This is a genomic window from Pseudoalteromonas sp. AS84, assembly GCF_038900255.1.
GTDB lineage: Bacteria > Pseudomonadota > Gammaproteobacteria > Enterobacterales > Alteromonadaceae > Pseudoalteromonas.
The window spans coordinates 123,107-137,959 of the sequence record NZ_JBBMQY010000009.1 but is presented as its reverse complement, the minus strand read 5'-3'; the positions used below and the strand labels follow the sequence as shown (position 1 = coordinate 137,959).

Here is a 14,853-nt window from a genome sequence, read left to right as displayed (position 1 = left end):
CAACAGACCTTATAAATTATTGACCACTACTTCACACAAGTGGTACTAAGCGCTGCATTCTACCACTATTAATTAGTCAATATAAATGAGGTTTGTTTTTCTTACGTTAGGGCTATATTTTGAAGGAATATGAGGATTATAAAGAAGCCGGCTAAAAAGCCGACCTTAATACATTATTGTACGTTTATAACAACTTTGCCCATTGCTTGACCGCTAGCTAAACGGTCGTGTGCTTTAGCTGTGCCGGCAAGTGTAAAATCTTGCTCATCAAGTACTGGGCGCATACCGCCTGCTTCTACAATTTGTGCAAGCTTTGCTAGTTTGTCGCCATGATCTTGACGATTAAAGTCGTGGATCATCGGGATAAGCATAAAGATTACGTTTAACGATAACCCTTTAAAGTGTACTGGACTTAAGTCTACTTCTAATAAAGAAAGCGTTGTAGATACCTGTGCATTTAGCTTTGCTGCTGCAAACGAGTTAGTAAGGTTACCACCACCTACAGTGTCAAATACCATGTCAAAGCCAATATTACTGGTGTGTTTTTCAACGTATTGCTCTACGGTTTCGTCTTTAAAGTTAATGCCTGTAGCGCCAAAGCTTTCTATTAGTGCTAGTTGCTCTGCGTTACCGCCAGTTGAGTAAACATCAGCGCCAAAGTGTTTAGCTAGTTGTACAGCTAAATGGCCTACACCACCTGCGCCACCGTGCACTAACACTTTTTGACCTGCTTTTACATTTGCACGTGTTAAGCCTTCAAGTGCAGTAATACCTACAAGTGGAATAGCGGCTGCTTCTTTCATGGTTAGATTTTTAGGTTTGTGAGCAATTAAGCGCTTATCAGCAAGCATAAACTCAGCAAGTGCACCTGGTAAATCGCCTAGGCCACCAGCACAACCGTAAATTTCGTCACCAACAGTAAACTCTGTTACACCGTCTCCCACAGCTTCAATAGTGCCCGCAAAGTCCATACCTAAAATGCCTGGTAACTTTGGAGCAAATGGTAAATCGGCACCCATTTGACGAATCATCATATCAATTGTATTAACGCTCGTTGCAGCAATGCGAACCAATACGTTACCTGCAGTTACTTGTGGTTTTGCAACCTCCGCTGCTACAAACTCTTCAGTGCCACCAAAATTATTAATTGTCATTGCTTTCATGAGTGTTGCCTCTATTAGCTGTTTATAGTTAATGTGTAATGAAGTTTCATTGTAGCTTTGCTTTTAATAAATGATAATAAGGCTAAATACACAATCTGTTTCAACATAATATTGAGAATAGAGTATGAATAACGACCATCTTGCTTTGTTTGTACGCATTGCTAATACGTATAATATAAGCCTTGCAGGAAGAGAGCTTGACTTATCACCAGCAGTAGCGAGTGCCTATATTAGTAAGCTTGAGGAAAACTTAGGAGTACGGCTTATTCATCGTACTACGCGCAAAGTATCGCTGACCGAAGAAGGTGAGGCATTTTTACCTCATGCACAAGAGGTGCTAGCAACATTAGAAACGGCCCGCGCATCGGTTGGTGCAGGAAGTTTAGTGCCCCAAGGTACATTACGTATCACTGCGCCTGCTTCTTTTGGGCGCATGCATATAGTCCCTGCCTTAAAAAGCTTTATGCAAAAATACCCAGGGCTGACTATAGATTGTCGCTTTAGCGATACTATTGTTGATTTAGTAGAAGGCGGTTTTGATATTGCAATTCGTGATGCGGCACTTAAAGATTCAAACCTAATTGCTCGAAAACTAGCAACAGACAACCGCATTTTGTGCGCATCGCCCGAGTATATAGCTAAAAACGGCTTGCCTAAAACACCGCAAGATTTAGTTAATCATCAAACTATTAACTTAGCTAGTATAGAGAGCTGGGGTTTTAAATCAGGTAGGGACACTCTTAATATTAAAACCAGAGGCGCACTACGTTTTGATAATGGTGAAGCCGTTCGTGATGCATGTGTACAAGGGTTAGGTATTACTATTAGTTCAAATTGGTGTAGCTATAAATATTTAGAAGATGGCAGCCTAGTTGAAGTGTTAAAAGACTTCCCCCTAGTAGCTGATGTCGATATTTGGGCAGTTTACCCAAGCAACCGACTTTTAGCGCCTAAAGTACGTGCGTTTATCGATCACTTTATTGAGTACTTTGGTGAAACCCCTTATTGGGAAAAAACAACAACTGCTAAAAAGTAAAAGCGGTTGTTTGAGTTATATCAAATTAAGTTGGCAATGGTTGATTTATGATTGTTTGAACCCCAGTGTATTATATGAAGGCAGTAATTCACTTAAACAACTCATTTATATCCTATTAAGGAGCGAATATGTTAGGCGAAGACCACTCATTAACAAATGACTTTCCAGAGTACTTAAAGACCATTGCCGAATTAAATGAAAGCGATACTGAATTTGCAAAAAAAGCAGATAAGTACGACAAACTAGATAAAGAAATAAGAGTGTTAGAACTCAAAGATGCGCCCATAAGCGATGAACAAATGCATCAGCTAAAGCATGACCGTTCTGAGTTAAAAGATTGGCTCTACGAACGTTTACAACAAGAATAGCATTGTATAAATGAAAAAAGAGCTCACTGATGAGGTGAGCTCTTTAGATCAACAAAGGGTAAAACGTTTACTACTTTCTAATTTACAAACCCACCTATTGGCTTCATAAATACAGTGCTTGGACCTGCAAAGGCTTTGGCAAATTCTTCACTAAGCTGGCTGTAAACAGTCACTCGCTGCATATCAACCATACTTAAAAATAACGGGCCACTTTCGCCCCACCCTTGCAGATGTAACTTTGCTGCGGCTTCATTTTGGTAACGCTCATAAATATGTACGCTGCGGTTATTCTCGCTAATCGTCCACTCATACATAACCGTACCTTCTTCATTTTTAGCTGAGGTAATAAGCTGCTGCATTACCTAACTTAAGCTGCGCTAATACAGAATCTAAGGTATCAACAAGCTGCTGGTTTTTAGCGTTATTAAGTGCATCTGGGTGTGGAGGTGCAAAGCGCTCTGCGTCATTATCAAAGTAAAGGCCTGTTGAGTCTTTAAATTCATCGCTTAAAGCTGCACGACAAAAAATATCAGCCCCTAATTTTAGGTCACCGCCATCAAGCCCATAAGCATCTTTTACCATTTTACTACCTAGTAACGATTTAGGGTTTACCGATATAACTAGTGGCCCCGCGCCTTTAAGCGCAAGCCCTAAATGACGTGACCACATAGTAATAGCCAACTTACTTTGTGCATAGGCTGCGCTATCTGAAAGTGGCTTATTACCTACTAAGGACTCAAAGTTAACGCTTGATTGCGCAGCAGATGATACGTTTACAACGCGCGATTGCACATTCATAACAGGCAATAGCAATTTAGTAAGCAAATAAGGGGCAATAGTATTTACCGCAAAACGTGCATCGAGCCCTTCTTTTGTCGTTATATCAGCAAGTTTGTATACACCTGCATTGTTAATAAGTACATCAAGTACTTTATCTGCTTGTTGTAAATCGCTCAGAACGCTTTGCGCTAATGTTTGTACTTGCGCCATATCACTTAAATCAGCGACGTAAGTTACAGTGCTTGCCTGCGGGTATTGCTCATTTAAGGCACTTTGTACGTTATTTAATTTATCTTGATTGCGGCCATGCAATAATACGGTGTGGCCTTGGGCTAATAACATCTTTGCAGTTTCTAGCCCAATGCCATCGGTAGCACCGGTAAGTAAAATTGTTTTGTTCATGTTGATCTCTCCTTACTTTATTTTCGCTATATTAGCACCCCGACTTACTGCTGATAATTAGGCCAATAGTTGAATCAGTTTATAGAATTAATTGATAAAGCTAAGCCTATGTTAGTTAATATAAAAGCATTCCTTTAAAAGGCAGATGAGTGTTTAAGCTGAATGTTTTTTATGCTTTTATTTGAATTACTCAACAATCATAACTATTGTTTTTAAATCACCTTAATAGTAGTATTTATCATATAAATACCCTTTTCGAGAAATAACATGAAAGTTTTAGTTACTGGCGGCATGGGTTACATAGGTAGCCACACATGTATTGCATTGCATGAAGCAGGTATTACACCTGTTATTTATGATAACTTGTCTAATGCAAGTGCGCGGGTGCTTGACCAACTCGAAAAGATTACGGGTACTCGGTTTGAGTTTATTTTGGGCGACATACAAGACGAGCAACAGTTTAAGCTCGCTCTAAAACATACTAAAGCCGAAGCTGTTTTTCATTTTGCAGCTTTAAAAGCTGTTGGCGAATCAACTGAGCAGCCACTTCGTTATTATCAAAATAATGTGTCGGGCACATTAAGTATGTTACAGAGCATGCAAGAGGCAGACGTTAACCACATTATATTTAGCTCATCAGCTACTGTGTACGGCGAACCCGACTACCTCCCTATTGACGAAAAGCACCCTATACGCGCAACTAACCCTTATGGTTGGACTAAAGTCATGGTTGAACAAGCCATGCAAGACGTATGTAATGCCAACAGTAAATTTATGGGCATTGCGCTTCGTTACTTTAACCCAGTAGGTGCACACCCAAGTGGTTTATTAGGTGAGAGCCCTAATGGCATTCCTAACAACTTAATGCCATTTATTGCTCAAACAGCGGTAGGTAAACGCGACGTGGTTAATATTTTTGGTGACGACTATGACACCGAAGATGGCACAGGCGTACGCGACTATATTCACGTTTTAGATTTAGCTAAAGGCCACGTTGCCGCTTTTATGCAGCATAAAACAGATACCGCCTTTCATGCTTATAACCTAGGCACCGGGCAAGGCTATTCAGTGCTCGATATGATCAAAGCATTTAGCGCATCAGCCAATAAAGATATTCCTTATAAAAGTGCACCGCGCCGAGCAGGCGATATTGCCTGTAATTACGCCGATGCTACAAAAGCGCAAAACACACTTAACTGGCACGCAGAACTAACACTTAGCGACATGACCAACGATACATGGCGCTGGCAAACTAATTACCCAAGTGGGTTGGAGAGTTAACATGGCTTTATTAGAAAGTACTCACAGACGTAAAAACCCGCTAACGGGTCGTTGGGTATTAGTTTCACCACATCGTAATAACCGCCCATGGTTAGGCGCAACAGAAGCCGTTAACGAAAACGTATTACCAAAACACGATGAAAGCTGCCCACTTTGCCCAAGTAATACCCGTGCAAATGGCGACAGTAACCCAGATTATAAATACACACACGTATTTAGAAATGACTTTGGTGCACTCACACCTAATGCCAGCGAGCAATTACAAAGCTTAGAATCAGACAGCGATTTATTTATTGCCGACGAAGCCAGTGGCGAATGCCGCGTAATTTGTTTTTCGCCAGAGCATAATAAAACACTACCAGAGCTTAGCCAAAACGCATTGCACGAAGTAGTAAAAACCTGGAAACAAAATTACACAGAGCTTGCACAGCAGTACGAATGCGTACAAGTTTTTGAAAATAAAGGCGAGATAATGGGTTGTTCGCAACCTCATCCTCACGGCCAAGTATGGGCTCACTCGCATTTATCAACCGAAATAGAAGCAGAAGATAACCAGCAGCTTAGCTATTATAAAAAGCATGGCACAGCCATGCTTGCCGATTACGCGCAAAAAGAGCAAGCAGATCAAACACGTGTTGTATTTGAAAACGAACATTGGCTTGTTGTTGTGCCATTTTGGGCAGCGTGGCCGTTTGAAACAATGCTAGTAACTAAAGATAACATTCAAAACTTTAGCCAGCTAAACGATGCGCAAACCGACTCTTTGGCTCAGGCACTTAAAGTATTAACCACTAAGTACGACAACGTATTTAATTGCAGCTTTCCCTACTCAATGGGTTGGCACAATGCACCGGCTAATAGAGGCTCTGATGAGCAACATTGGCGTTTGCATGCCCATTTTTATCCGCCGCTACTTCGCTCTGCTACTGTTAAAAAACACATGGTAGGCTACGAAATGCTAGGCGAAAGCCAACGCGATTTAAGCGCAGAAACCGCTGCTTCTATTTTAAAAGCAGCCAGTACAACACACTATAAAGATACAGCAGGACACACAGATGAAGCTTAACGAATTCCAACAACAATTTTTGTCACTGTATGGCGCGCCTGCTCAAGGTATTGCAGCAGCACCGGGCCGTGTAAACCTCATTGGCGAATTTACCGACTACAACGACGGTTTTGTTTTACCGTGTTCGTTAGAGTTTCGTACCCAAGTAATGTTTAAAGAGCGCGACGACAATATTATTACTGTGCATTCTTTAAATTACCCAGGCGAAAAAGACAGCTTTAGTGTTGATGAAGAAATCACTGAAGGCCAATCGCAATGGGGTAACTACATTCGTGCTGTTACCTATGTTCTTAAAAGAGCGGGCTACACACTACGTGGCGCCGACCTACTAATTGACAGCAACTTACCGCAAGGTAGTGGCTTGTCGTCATCGGCCGCACTAGAAGTTGCAGTTGGCGGTATGTTTAACCATATTGCACAGCTTGGTTTACCGCCAGAGCAAATTGCGCTATTTGGCCAAGAAGCCGAAAACGACTTTATGCATTGCCAATGCGGCATTATGGATCAGCTTATTTCAGCTAAAGGCGAAAACGGTCATGCGCTACTAATTGATTGTGAAAACCTAGCAACTAAATCAGTTAAAGTTCCTGATGATTTAAATATTGTTATTGTTAACTCTAACTACCCGCGTAAATTAGTTGATAGCGAATACAACCAGCGCCGTATTGACTGCGAACAAGCAGCTGTAAAAATGGGTGTAGAAACACTTCGCCAAGCAACCATGGCTGGCCTGCAAGCAGTAAAAGCGACATTAAGCGAAAACGAATATAAACGTGCACACCACGTAATTAGCGAAAACGACCGCGTAATTGCAGCAACAACTGCACTACAGAATAACGATATGGATGCACTTCGCACCCTAATGGCAGCATCGCATCAATCACTTAAACACGACTTTGAAGTAACCGTACCTGCAACCGATGGCCTAGTAGAGATTTGTAAAGAAGCCATGGGCGATCGCGGTGCAGTACGTATGACGGGTGGTGGTTTTGGTGGTGCTATTGTATGTTTATGTCGTGATGCGGAAGTACCTCTTATTAAAGCAGCGGTTGAGCAGCACTACTTTGAACGCTTTAACTTAAATGCTGATATTTATGTATGTTCAGCGGGCTCAGGATTACAAATTACGTCTTTTTAAATAAAACTAAGGAATAAGCATGGCAAAGGTTAATTGGGGAATTATTGGGTGTGGCAATATAGCTCACACCTTTGCTAAAAGCATTGCGCATTGTAGTGATGCACAGCTTATTGGCGCGGCATCAACGAGTATGCAGCGCGCTAAAGAATTTGCCACACCGTACAATATTCAAGGCTATGAGAGCTATCAAGCTCTTATGCAGTGCCCAAATATAGATGCCATATATATTGCTAATACGCACGATCAACACTTTAAAACTATCGCCCAATGCTTAAAACACAATAAGCACGTGCTAAGCGAAAAACCAATTACCGTTAATGCTAAGCAGTTGCAAAACCTCACTAAGCTTGCCAAGCAACAAAACTGCTTTTTAATGGAAGGCGTTTGGATGCGGTTTTTACCAGCCATAGTAAAATTACAACAACTCCTAAGAGAAGATGTTATTGGTAATGTGCACAGTGTTAATGCCAACTTTAGTTTACCTGGCAGCTTTGCAGACACTCACCGATTAATGAACCCTGTAACAGCGGGTGGCGCCCTGCTCGATTTAGGTATTTACCCTATTTCGATTGCTGATGTGGTATTTAATAAAGCCCCTGAACACATCAAATCTTTTGTACATAAAAGCACAACCGGTATTGATGAGCGAAGCACTGCTTTAATTGATTACGGTAACGGGCAATTTGCATCTCTTGCCAGCGCACTGCAGCAAAATGGCCCAACAGAAGCATGTATAAACGGTGAGCTTGGCTATATTCGAATACCTCAATTTGTAGGCGCGCAATCTATAGAGCTACATATAAGTGGCCAAGACCCTAAATACTTTGAATACAACTTTAGCGACGATGAAAACTTTAAGTTTGAAATTGCACATGTCACGCAGTGTATATTACAAAAACAAACCCAAAGCAGCGTGTTGCCACTAAGTACTAGCTTACGAGTTATGAATATAATGGATACCTTGCGAGCACAATGGCAACTGCAATATAGCAATGCCGTCGAGTCGGCTGAACTGACTAATTAAAAAATAAAAATACAACAAGGACACACAATGACACACACACTCAAGGCGCTTTCAAAAGCCATATTACTTGCTACGTGCAGTTTATCTGTCAGTGTAGCTGTTGCTGAATCTAATAAACCAGAGCAGCTATATCCGCCAATCACTAGCGAAGTACTCCCAGAGCTTGCAGCTAAAGGTAGCTACAATGTAGGTGTGCAAACACTTGATTTAGTTAACCCTGCGCAATTTGACCCCGCTACACAAGGTCAAAAAGATCGTCCTTTAAAAGTAGAGGTGTGGTATCCGGCTGCAAATACAGCAAAAGCGCCACTTACCAGCTACACAGATGAAACTCGCTCAGGTAAAGAGTTTACTTTGCAAGCCGATGCAATGCGTGATGTCGCCATTAATAATAAAGAGCACTACCCTGTCATTGTGCTTTCGCACGGTTATACCGGTTACCGTACAATTATGTACTACCTTGGCGAGCATTTAGCATCGCACGGTTACATTGTTGTTGCACTTGATCATACCGATTCGACCAATGCCGATGTTGATTTTAAAAACGCACCATTCTCTGGCTTTTTTAGTACGCTAATAAATCGTTCACGCGATCAGCAGTTTGTTATTAATTACTTTAATGAGCAAAACAACTTTGCAAGCAAACAAGTAGATAACAAAAGCGCAGGCGTAATTGGTTACTCAATGGGTGGCTATGGCGCTGTAAATACGATAGGTGGCTGTTACGCTTTTAATGAGCAAACTACGGCTATGTTTACGGGTATGAAAGACCCTGCTCAAATTGAAAAAGTACAGCAATTACTAAACAGCTGCGCTGGTGGGCAATACCAAAACCCAAAAGTAGACCCACGTATAAAAGCGATGGTGGCCTTTGCCCCATGGGGCGGACAGCACGCTATATTTGATGCCAAAGCAATGGAAAACATTAAAGTACCTTCGCTTTATATAGCCGGTAACCTAGATGACATTTCAGGCTATGAAGGCATTAAAAACCTTTATGAACAAACAGGCAGCAAAGATAAGTACATGCTTACTTACAAAAATGCACGCCATAATATTGCACCACACCCAGCCCCTGCTATTGCACAAAGCAGCAGTGAGCTAGATATAGGCCATTACTACGAGCCTTCGTGGTCTATGCGCACACTAAACGAAATCAACAAACACTTTGTACTTGCCATGATGGATTGCCACGTAAAAGGCATAGCCAGCGAGTGTAAATACTTAGATTTACCACAAAACGGCGACCAAGCTGTTGTTGACGGTAAACCGCTGCCACAGTGGCGCGGGTTTGATAATCGCTTTTCTACCGGTATGGATTGGCAACAAGCTAAACCTCACACCAAGTAATAATAAGCTTTAAGCGGCTGTTTTTAATCAATAGCCGCGTACGCCCTTAAAATAATGCAAAAATAAAACGCCTTTTATATAAAAGAGTTACCAACAAATATTAGCGTGTTTATTTTTTAATCTGCTATTTTAAGAAAAAACCATTGCCATTAACTTCGGTTAAAGGCAATCTAGTCATATATAAGATAAGATAAATAACACAAATATCATGTCCAAATACATACTCTCAATTGATCAAGGAACCACAAGCTCTCGGGCCATCTTGTTTACAAAAGATGCAGACGTTTTTGGTACAGCACAACAAGAATTTTCGCAGCATTTTCCACAAAATGGTTGGGTAGAACACGACCCTAACGATATTTGGCAAACAGTGCTTAGTACTAGCCGCGAAGTCTTAACTAAAAACGATGTAAAGCCTGAAGAAATTATTGCCATTGGTATCACCAACCAACGCGAAACCACGTTAGTGTGGAACAAAAAAACAGGCAAAACAATTTATAACGCAATTGTTTGGCAAGACCGTCGCACAAGTGACTATTGCGAAAGCCTAACAACTGATGAGCTTTGCCAAACGATAAGCGAAAAAACAGGCTTATTGCTCGACCCTTATTTTTCGGCCACTAAAATTCGTTGGATTTTAGATAACGTTGAAGGCGCACGCGAACAAGCTCTTGCAGGTGAGCTCGCTTTTGGTACGGTTGACACCTACCTGCTTTGGCAGCTAACAGGCGGCAAAGAGCACCGCACCGATGCAACCAATGCATCGCGCACCATGTTATTTAATATACATACCCAGCAATGGGATCAAGAGCTTTTAGAGTTATTCGATATTCCAGAATCTATGCTTCCAGAAGTAATGGATTCAGCTGACGAGTTTGGCTCAACCAGTGCTGACATTTTTGGTGCGCCAATTCGTGTTTGTGGTATTGCAGGCGATCAGCAAGCTGCGCTTGTTGGTCACGCATGTTTTGAACAAGGCATGGCAAAAAGTACTTACGGTACAGGCTGTTTTTTAATGCTTAATACTGGCGAAAAAGCACTGACCTCAGAAAATCGCCTACTGACCACTGTTGCCTATAGATTAAACGGCAAACCAACTTACGCCATTGAAGGCAGCATATTTATGGCTGGCGCAACGATGCAGTGGATTGTTGAAGGCTTAAAACTACTTAGCCATGCTGGCGAAAGTGAATCGATGGTTAAAGATGTACCGCTCGATCATGGTGTATTTTTAGTGCCTTCGTTTACGGGTTTAGGTGCTCCTTATTGGGATCCTAATGCACGTGGCGCTATTTTAGGTCTAACACGCGATTCAGGTATTAGCACTATTGTTGCGGCTGCTCTGCAATCAGTTGGTTACCAGACCAAAGATTTACAAAAAGCGATGGAGCGTGATGGTCTTCGCCCAAGTGTGCTTCGTGTAGATGGCGGTATGGTAAAAAATAACTGGGTTATGACCTTCTTATCAAATATTTTAGGCGCAACAGTTGAGCGCCCAACTGTGACCGAAACGACCTCTTTAGGCGTAGCATATTTAGCTGGCTTACAAACAGGTGTGTACGAGTCAACCGAGCAGTTATCTAAAATGTGGACATGCGACCGTCGTTTTGAGCCAACTATGAGCGCCGACGAACGTAACGATTTATATGCAAAATGGCAGCACTGCGTTGCTCAAGTATGTTTAACGAATAAAAACTGTCCGGAGTAAGTACTAAGTGGCTAAGCAAATACTTTAGCCACTTCGCCTTTTTAACTTAGCCAATAGCTAGATTTAAAAGGGATGCTTTACTGCTTTAAATTGAAAATGGATCAGCGTCAAAATTAACAAATAAAAAACTGGGTTTTCTATTGTCAAATGAAAACAGCAGCTTTATGATGCTTATATCTTATTTATATTACAAATAAAAAGGTTAGCTCGGTGGAATTAGCAGATAACGAATATGACTTACTAGTCATCGGTGGCGGTGTAAACGGCACTGGAATAGCAGCTGATGCAGCAGGCAGAGGATTAAAAGTACTCTTGTGCGAACAATCAGACCTTGCTTGTGCAACATCTTCAAACAGTTCTAAGCTGATCCACGGTGGTCTGCGCTACCTTGAGCACTACGAATTTAGATTAGTAAAAGAAGCCTTAGCCGAGCGTGAAGTGCTACTTAAAAATGCACCTCATATTATGTGGCCACTTACTTTTAGATTGCCGCATCAAAAGCATTTACGCCCTGCATGGATGATTCGCATTGGTTTGTTTATGTATGACAACCTAGCAAAGCGCGAAACACTAGCGGGTTCTCGAAGCATCAAGTTTGGCGAAAATAGCGTACTAGAACCTTCTATTACCAAAGGTTTTGAATACTCAGATGGCTGGGTTGATGACTCTCGCTTAGTCGTTTTAAACGCCCTAGCAGCACAGCAAAAAGGCGCCGTTATTACCACGCAAACTAAGTGTGTAAATGCCAAACGCGAGCAAGGTAAGTGGCAGGTAACGCTTGAGCAGCAAAAAAGTAAAGCTAAATACAGCATTTCTGCTAAAGGTATTGTTAACGCTGCGGGCCCTTGGGTTGCTAAATTATTTGATGAAGCGCTAGCAGAAAAGTCGCCACAAAATATTCGCCTTGTGAAAGGCAGCCACATTGTGGTGCCGCGCATTCACGATGAGAAGCAAGCTTACATTTTACAAAATAAAGATCAGCGTATTGTATTTGTTATTCCGTTTGAAGATGACTTCTCACTTGTTGGCACAACCGATGTAGAACACACAGGTGAAGCGCAAGACGTTAAAATTAGTGATGAAGAAATCGATTACTTAATTGATATTACTAACAGTTACTTTAAAAACCATATTAAACGCGAAGATATAGTACATACCTTCTCGGGTGTGCGCCCATTACTTGATGACGAATCAGTTAATGCACAAGCCGTTACTCGCGATTATAAATTAGAGCTTTCGAGTGACGCCAAGCAAACACCACTATTGAGTGTGTTTGGTGGGAAAATTACTACTTATCGTAAACTCGCCGAAGCTGCAGTTAATAAGCTTGAAGAATTTTACCCACAAATGAGCGAAGCGTGGACTAAGCACAGCTCACTCCCTGGTGGCGATTTTAGCTCTGTAGAAGCTCTTAAATCAGAACTCAAAGCGAAATATGAATGGCTACCTGAAATAACACTTAAACGCTTTGTGCGCACTTACGGTACTCGCGCTAAAATTATACTAGGTAGTGCAACTGGACTGAGTGATTTAGGCCAAGATTTTGGCCATGGTTTATTTGCAGCAGAAGTAAATTACTTGCTAAATGAAGAGTGGGCAGAAAACGCATACAATATTTTATGGCGTCGTAGTAAATTAGGACTACGTTTTAATGAGGCACAAGTTGCTACGCTTAATGATTATATTGAGCAAAGCAAAGCGGCTAAAATTGCTTAATAACCGCTAAAGTAATAGGCTGTTGTAGTCCTAAAAACTTCCCATGCAACCCCTTTATAATTGATTATTATAGAGGGGTTTATTTTTTGACTCTAAATTAAATAAATAATTAAAGCCACTTAGCGTGGCAGTTTTAATATCAAACTCAACACACTTAACACCAATTTGCTTAAGTGCTGTGGTAAAACACATATTAAGTTGCTTTGTACCAATCACCACAACTTGTGTATCACTCAATAATTGCCACTCGCTTGCATGGCGAGCTGCTCGTACATCGCTCCCTATTAATACGCCCGACAAATAGGCTTTTGCTTGTACTGGTGTTAGCTCCTTTGAAAGCTGGCGGGTACGCACACTAAAAATACCATGTGCCAAGTTACCGCTATCACTACCTAAAGTTAGCTCGCAGCCTTGCTCAAATGCTTTAAAGTCAAACTCACCTTCTGCGCAGTCGTTAGGAATTAAAATACTTTGATGACATAACAAATCATATAACTCGCCGGTCATGGCTGTTTTAAAGCAAATGATTTCGCCATTATTTATAAGCACCCATTTGGTATGTGTGCCAGGCAAACATAATAATATTTTACCTTGTTGATACTCTGGATTTTGTTTTAAAAACCCTAAAATTTGCAGCTCTTCGCCGCGCATTACATCAAATAAGCTATTTTGCAGCGTACACTTTGTGCCGGGTAACGCTTTAATAGTATGCCCATTGCAATCAAAACTAACCGCAGCATTAAGTAACCCCTCAGGATTAATTGGGCACTCTAAATAAGGCGTTTCGTGCCAGCCAATACTTGAGGTAATTTGCCCGGCAATATAAACGGGTAAACTACCATATTCTTGCTTCCACACCGCAATGGTGTCAATTAAGGTTTGCTCAAAATTTTGATTCGCCTTAACAACTCCTGGGCCATCACGCTGTGCTAGTAATTTAAGTGTTGATTGCGCATGTACTTCGCACAAATAAGCACGTAAATGGCTCGTGCCCCAGTCAACAGCAATAAAAAGAGATGAATTAGCCAAGCTTTAAAGCCTCCCACCGTCGATTTTAATACTCTGCCCGGTGATCATACTGCTTTCATCGGCGGCTAAAAAGAGTGCCAAATTAGCAACATCTTCAGGTGTTACTAATTTTTTAAGCGCCATGGCTTCCATCCACTTAACTTGCTCTTCTTCGGTAAACCAACTTGCTAGTTGACGGTCGGTAGCAACCCATCCAGGTAAAATAGCGTTAACGCGAATACCAAACTCGCCGTAATCGCGAGCCAATGCCTTAGTCATACCTATTAAGCCTGCTTTTGCGGTTACATAGCCTGCCATTTGTGGCTGGCCCATAATCGCGTTAATAGAGCTAAAGTTAATGATACTGCCGGCTCCATCGCCTTTCATAAAAGACATAGCAACTTGAGAAGCAAAAAATGCAGGGTTTAAGTTTATTTGTAAGCACTGATCCCAATCTTGCACGGTAACGTCTTCGCTCGCTTGGCGGCGGTCGTTCGCTACATTATTAACTAGTACATTAATGGCACCAAAAGCGGCGCATGCATCCACAAGTGATTGCTGAAGTGCATGAGAGTCAGTTACATCAACTTGCCTATACCATAGTTTTGCATTGGGTAAATCACGAATAAGCGATTGCGCTGCCTTATCATCAATATCTATAAATGCTACTTTTGCATTTTGGTTTACAAAGGACTTAACCATTGCTCTGCCGATGCCTGATGCACCACCAGTAATAAAAATAACTTTACCAGAAAGACTATGATATTGAGCGAGGGTGTTCAAATTCAACTCTCCATACAGCGCATTTTCAAT

The 14,853-nt window shown here is 41.5% G+C and carries 14 protein-coding genes; 9 read left to right on the top strand and 5 right to left on the bottom strand.

Translation table 11 applies throughout. The features are described from left to right. Positions 1 to 173: 173 nt before the first annotated feature. Positions 174 to 1,163 carry a zinc-dependent alcohol dehydrogenase family protein gene (locus tag WNY79_RS11500; RefSeq protein WP_342875918.1) on the bottom strand — a complete coding sequence of 330 codons (990 nt, stop codon included), beginning with the start codon at positions 1,161 to 1,163 and terminating at the stop codon, positions 174 to 176. Positions 1,164 to 1,287: 124 nt separating this feature from the next. On the opposite strand from WNY79_RS11500, the gene WNY79_RS11495 reads away from it, so the two are divergent. Together WNY79_RS11495 and WNY79_RS11490 are read left to right on the top strand one after the other, a co-directional pair. Then, positions 1,288 to 2,199: a LysR family transcriptional regulator gene (locus WNY79_RS11495; RefSeq protein WP_342875917.1), complete on the top strand. Its 912-nt coding sequence runs from the start codon at positions 1,288 to 1,290 to the stop codon at positions 2,197 to 2,199. A 128-nt stretch (positions 2,200 to 2,327) separates the two neighbouring features. After that, the gene (locus tag WNY79_RS11490) at positions 2,328 to 2,567 is read left to right on the top strand and encodes a YdcH family protein (RefSeq protein WP_149594490.1); all 240 of its coding nucleotides are present in this window, start codon (positions 2,328 to 2,330) and stop codon (positions 2,565 to 2,567) included. Positions 2,568 to 2,644: 77 nt separating this feature from the next. On the opposite strand, the gene WNY79_RS11485 is transcribed toward WNY79_RS11490, so the two are convergent. Together WNY79_RS11485 and WNY79_RS11480 are read right to left on the bottom strand one after the other, a co-directional pair. Then, a complete protein-coding gene (locus WNY79_RS11485) occupies positions 2,645 to 2,926 on the bottom strand; it encodes an antibiotic biosynthesis monooxygenase (RefSeq protein ID WP_342875916.1) in 282 nt (93 codons plus the stop codon). Continuing rightward, a complete protein-coding gene (locus WNY79_RS11480) occupies positions 2,901 to 3,749 on the bottom strand; it encodes an SDR family NAD(P)-dependent oxidoreductase (protein ID WP_342875915.1) in 849 nt (282 codons plus the stop codon). The genes WNY79_RS11485 and WNY79_RS11480 overlap by 26 nt, the downstream gene beginning before the upstream one ends. 267 nt (positions 3,750 to 4,016) lie before the next feature. On the opposite strand from WNY79_RS11480, the gene galE reads away from it, so the two are divergent. The 7 genes from galE to glpD all read left to right on the top strand — a co-directional run bounded on the left by galE (position 4,017) and on the right by glpD (position 13,032). After that, positions 4,017 to 5,030 carry a UDP-glucose 4-epimerase GalE gene (galE, locus tag WNY79_RS11475; RefSeq protein ID WP_342875914.1) on the top strand — a complete coding sequence of 338 codons (1,014 nt, stop codon included), beginning with the start codon at positions 4,017 to 4,019 and terminating at the stop codon, positions 5,028 to 5,030. A gap of 1 nt (position 5,031) precedes the next feature. Then, positions 5,032 to 6,096, top strand: coding sequence for a UDP-glucose--hexose-1-phosphate uridylyltransferase (locus WNY79_RS11470; protein ID WP_182769395.1), 1,065 nt, complete (start codon positions 5,032 to 5,034; stop codon positions 6,094 to 6,096). Continuing rightward, positions 6,086 to 7,234 carry a galactokinase gene (gene galK / locus WNY79_RS11465; RefSeq protein ID WP_342875913.1) on the top strand — a complete coding sequence of 383 codons (1,149 nt, stop codon included), beginning with the start codon at positions 6,086 to 6,088 and terminating at the stop codon, positions 7,232 to 7,234. Before WNY79_RS11470 ends, galK begins: the two co-directional genes overlap by 11 nt. A 19-nt stretch (positions 7,235 to 7,253) precedes the next feature. Beyond that, entirely contained in the window at positions 7,254 to 8,258 is a 1,005-nt protein-coding gene (locus tag WNY79_RS11460; RefSeq protein ID WP_342875912.1) for a Gfo/Idh/MocA family oxidoreductase, read from the top strand. 27 nt (positions 8,259 to 8,285) lie between these two features. Then, positions 8,286 to 9,608 carry a dienelactone hydrolase family protein gene (locus tag WNY79_RS11455; protein WP_076925772.1) on the top strand — a complete coding sequence of 441 codons (1,323 nt, stop codon included), beginning with the start codon at positions 8,286 to 8,288 and terminating at the stop codon, positions 9,606 to 9,608. A gap of 208 nt (positions 9,609 to 9,816) precedes the next feature. Next, a complete protein-coding gene (glpK, locus tag WNY79_RS11450) occupies positions 9,817 to 11,316 on the top strand; it encodes a glycerol kinase GlpK (RefSeq protein ID WP_033037088.1) in 1,500 nt (499 codons plus the stop codon). Positions 11,317 to 11,526: 210 nt separating this feature from the next. Further along, positions 11,527 to 13,032: a glycerol-3-phosphate dehydrogenase gene (gene glpD / locus WNY79_RS11445; protein WP_024600060.1), complete on the top strand. Its 1,506-nt coding sequence runs from the start codon at positions 11,527 to 11,529 to the stop codon at positions 13,030 to 13,032. Positions 13,033 to 13,086: 54 nt separating this feature from the next. Here glpD and WNY79_RS11440 read toward each other — a convergent pair whose 3' ends face one another. Together WNY79_RS11440 and WNY79_RS11435 are read right to left on the bottom strand one after the other, a co-directional pair. Further along, entirely contained in the window at positions 13,087 to 14,061 is a 975-nt protein-coding gene (locus tag WNY79_RS11440) for a 2-dehydro-3-deoxygalactonokinase (protein ID WP_342875911.1), read from the bottom strand. Between the two features lie 3 nt (positions 14,062 to 14,064). After that, entirely contained in the window at positions 14,065 to 14,823 is a 759-nt protein-coding gene (locus WNY79_RS11435; protein ID WP_002958845.1) for an SDR family NAD(P)-dependent oxidoreductase, read from the bottom strand. Positions 14,824 to 14,853 lie beyond the last annotated feature (30 nt).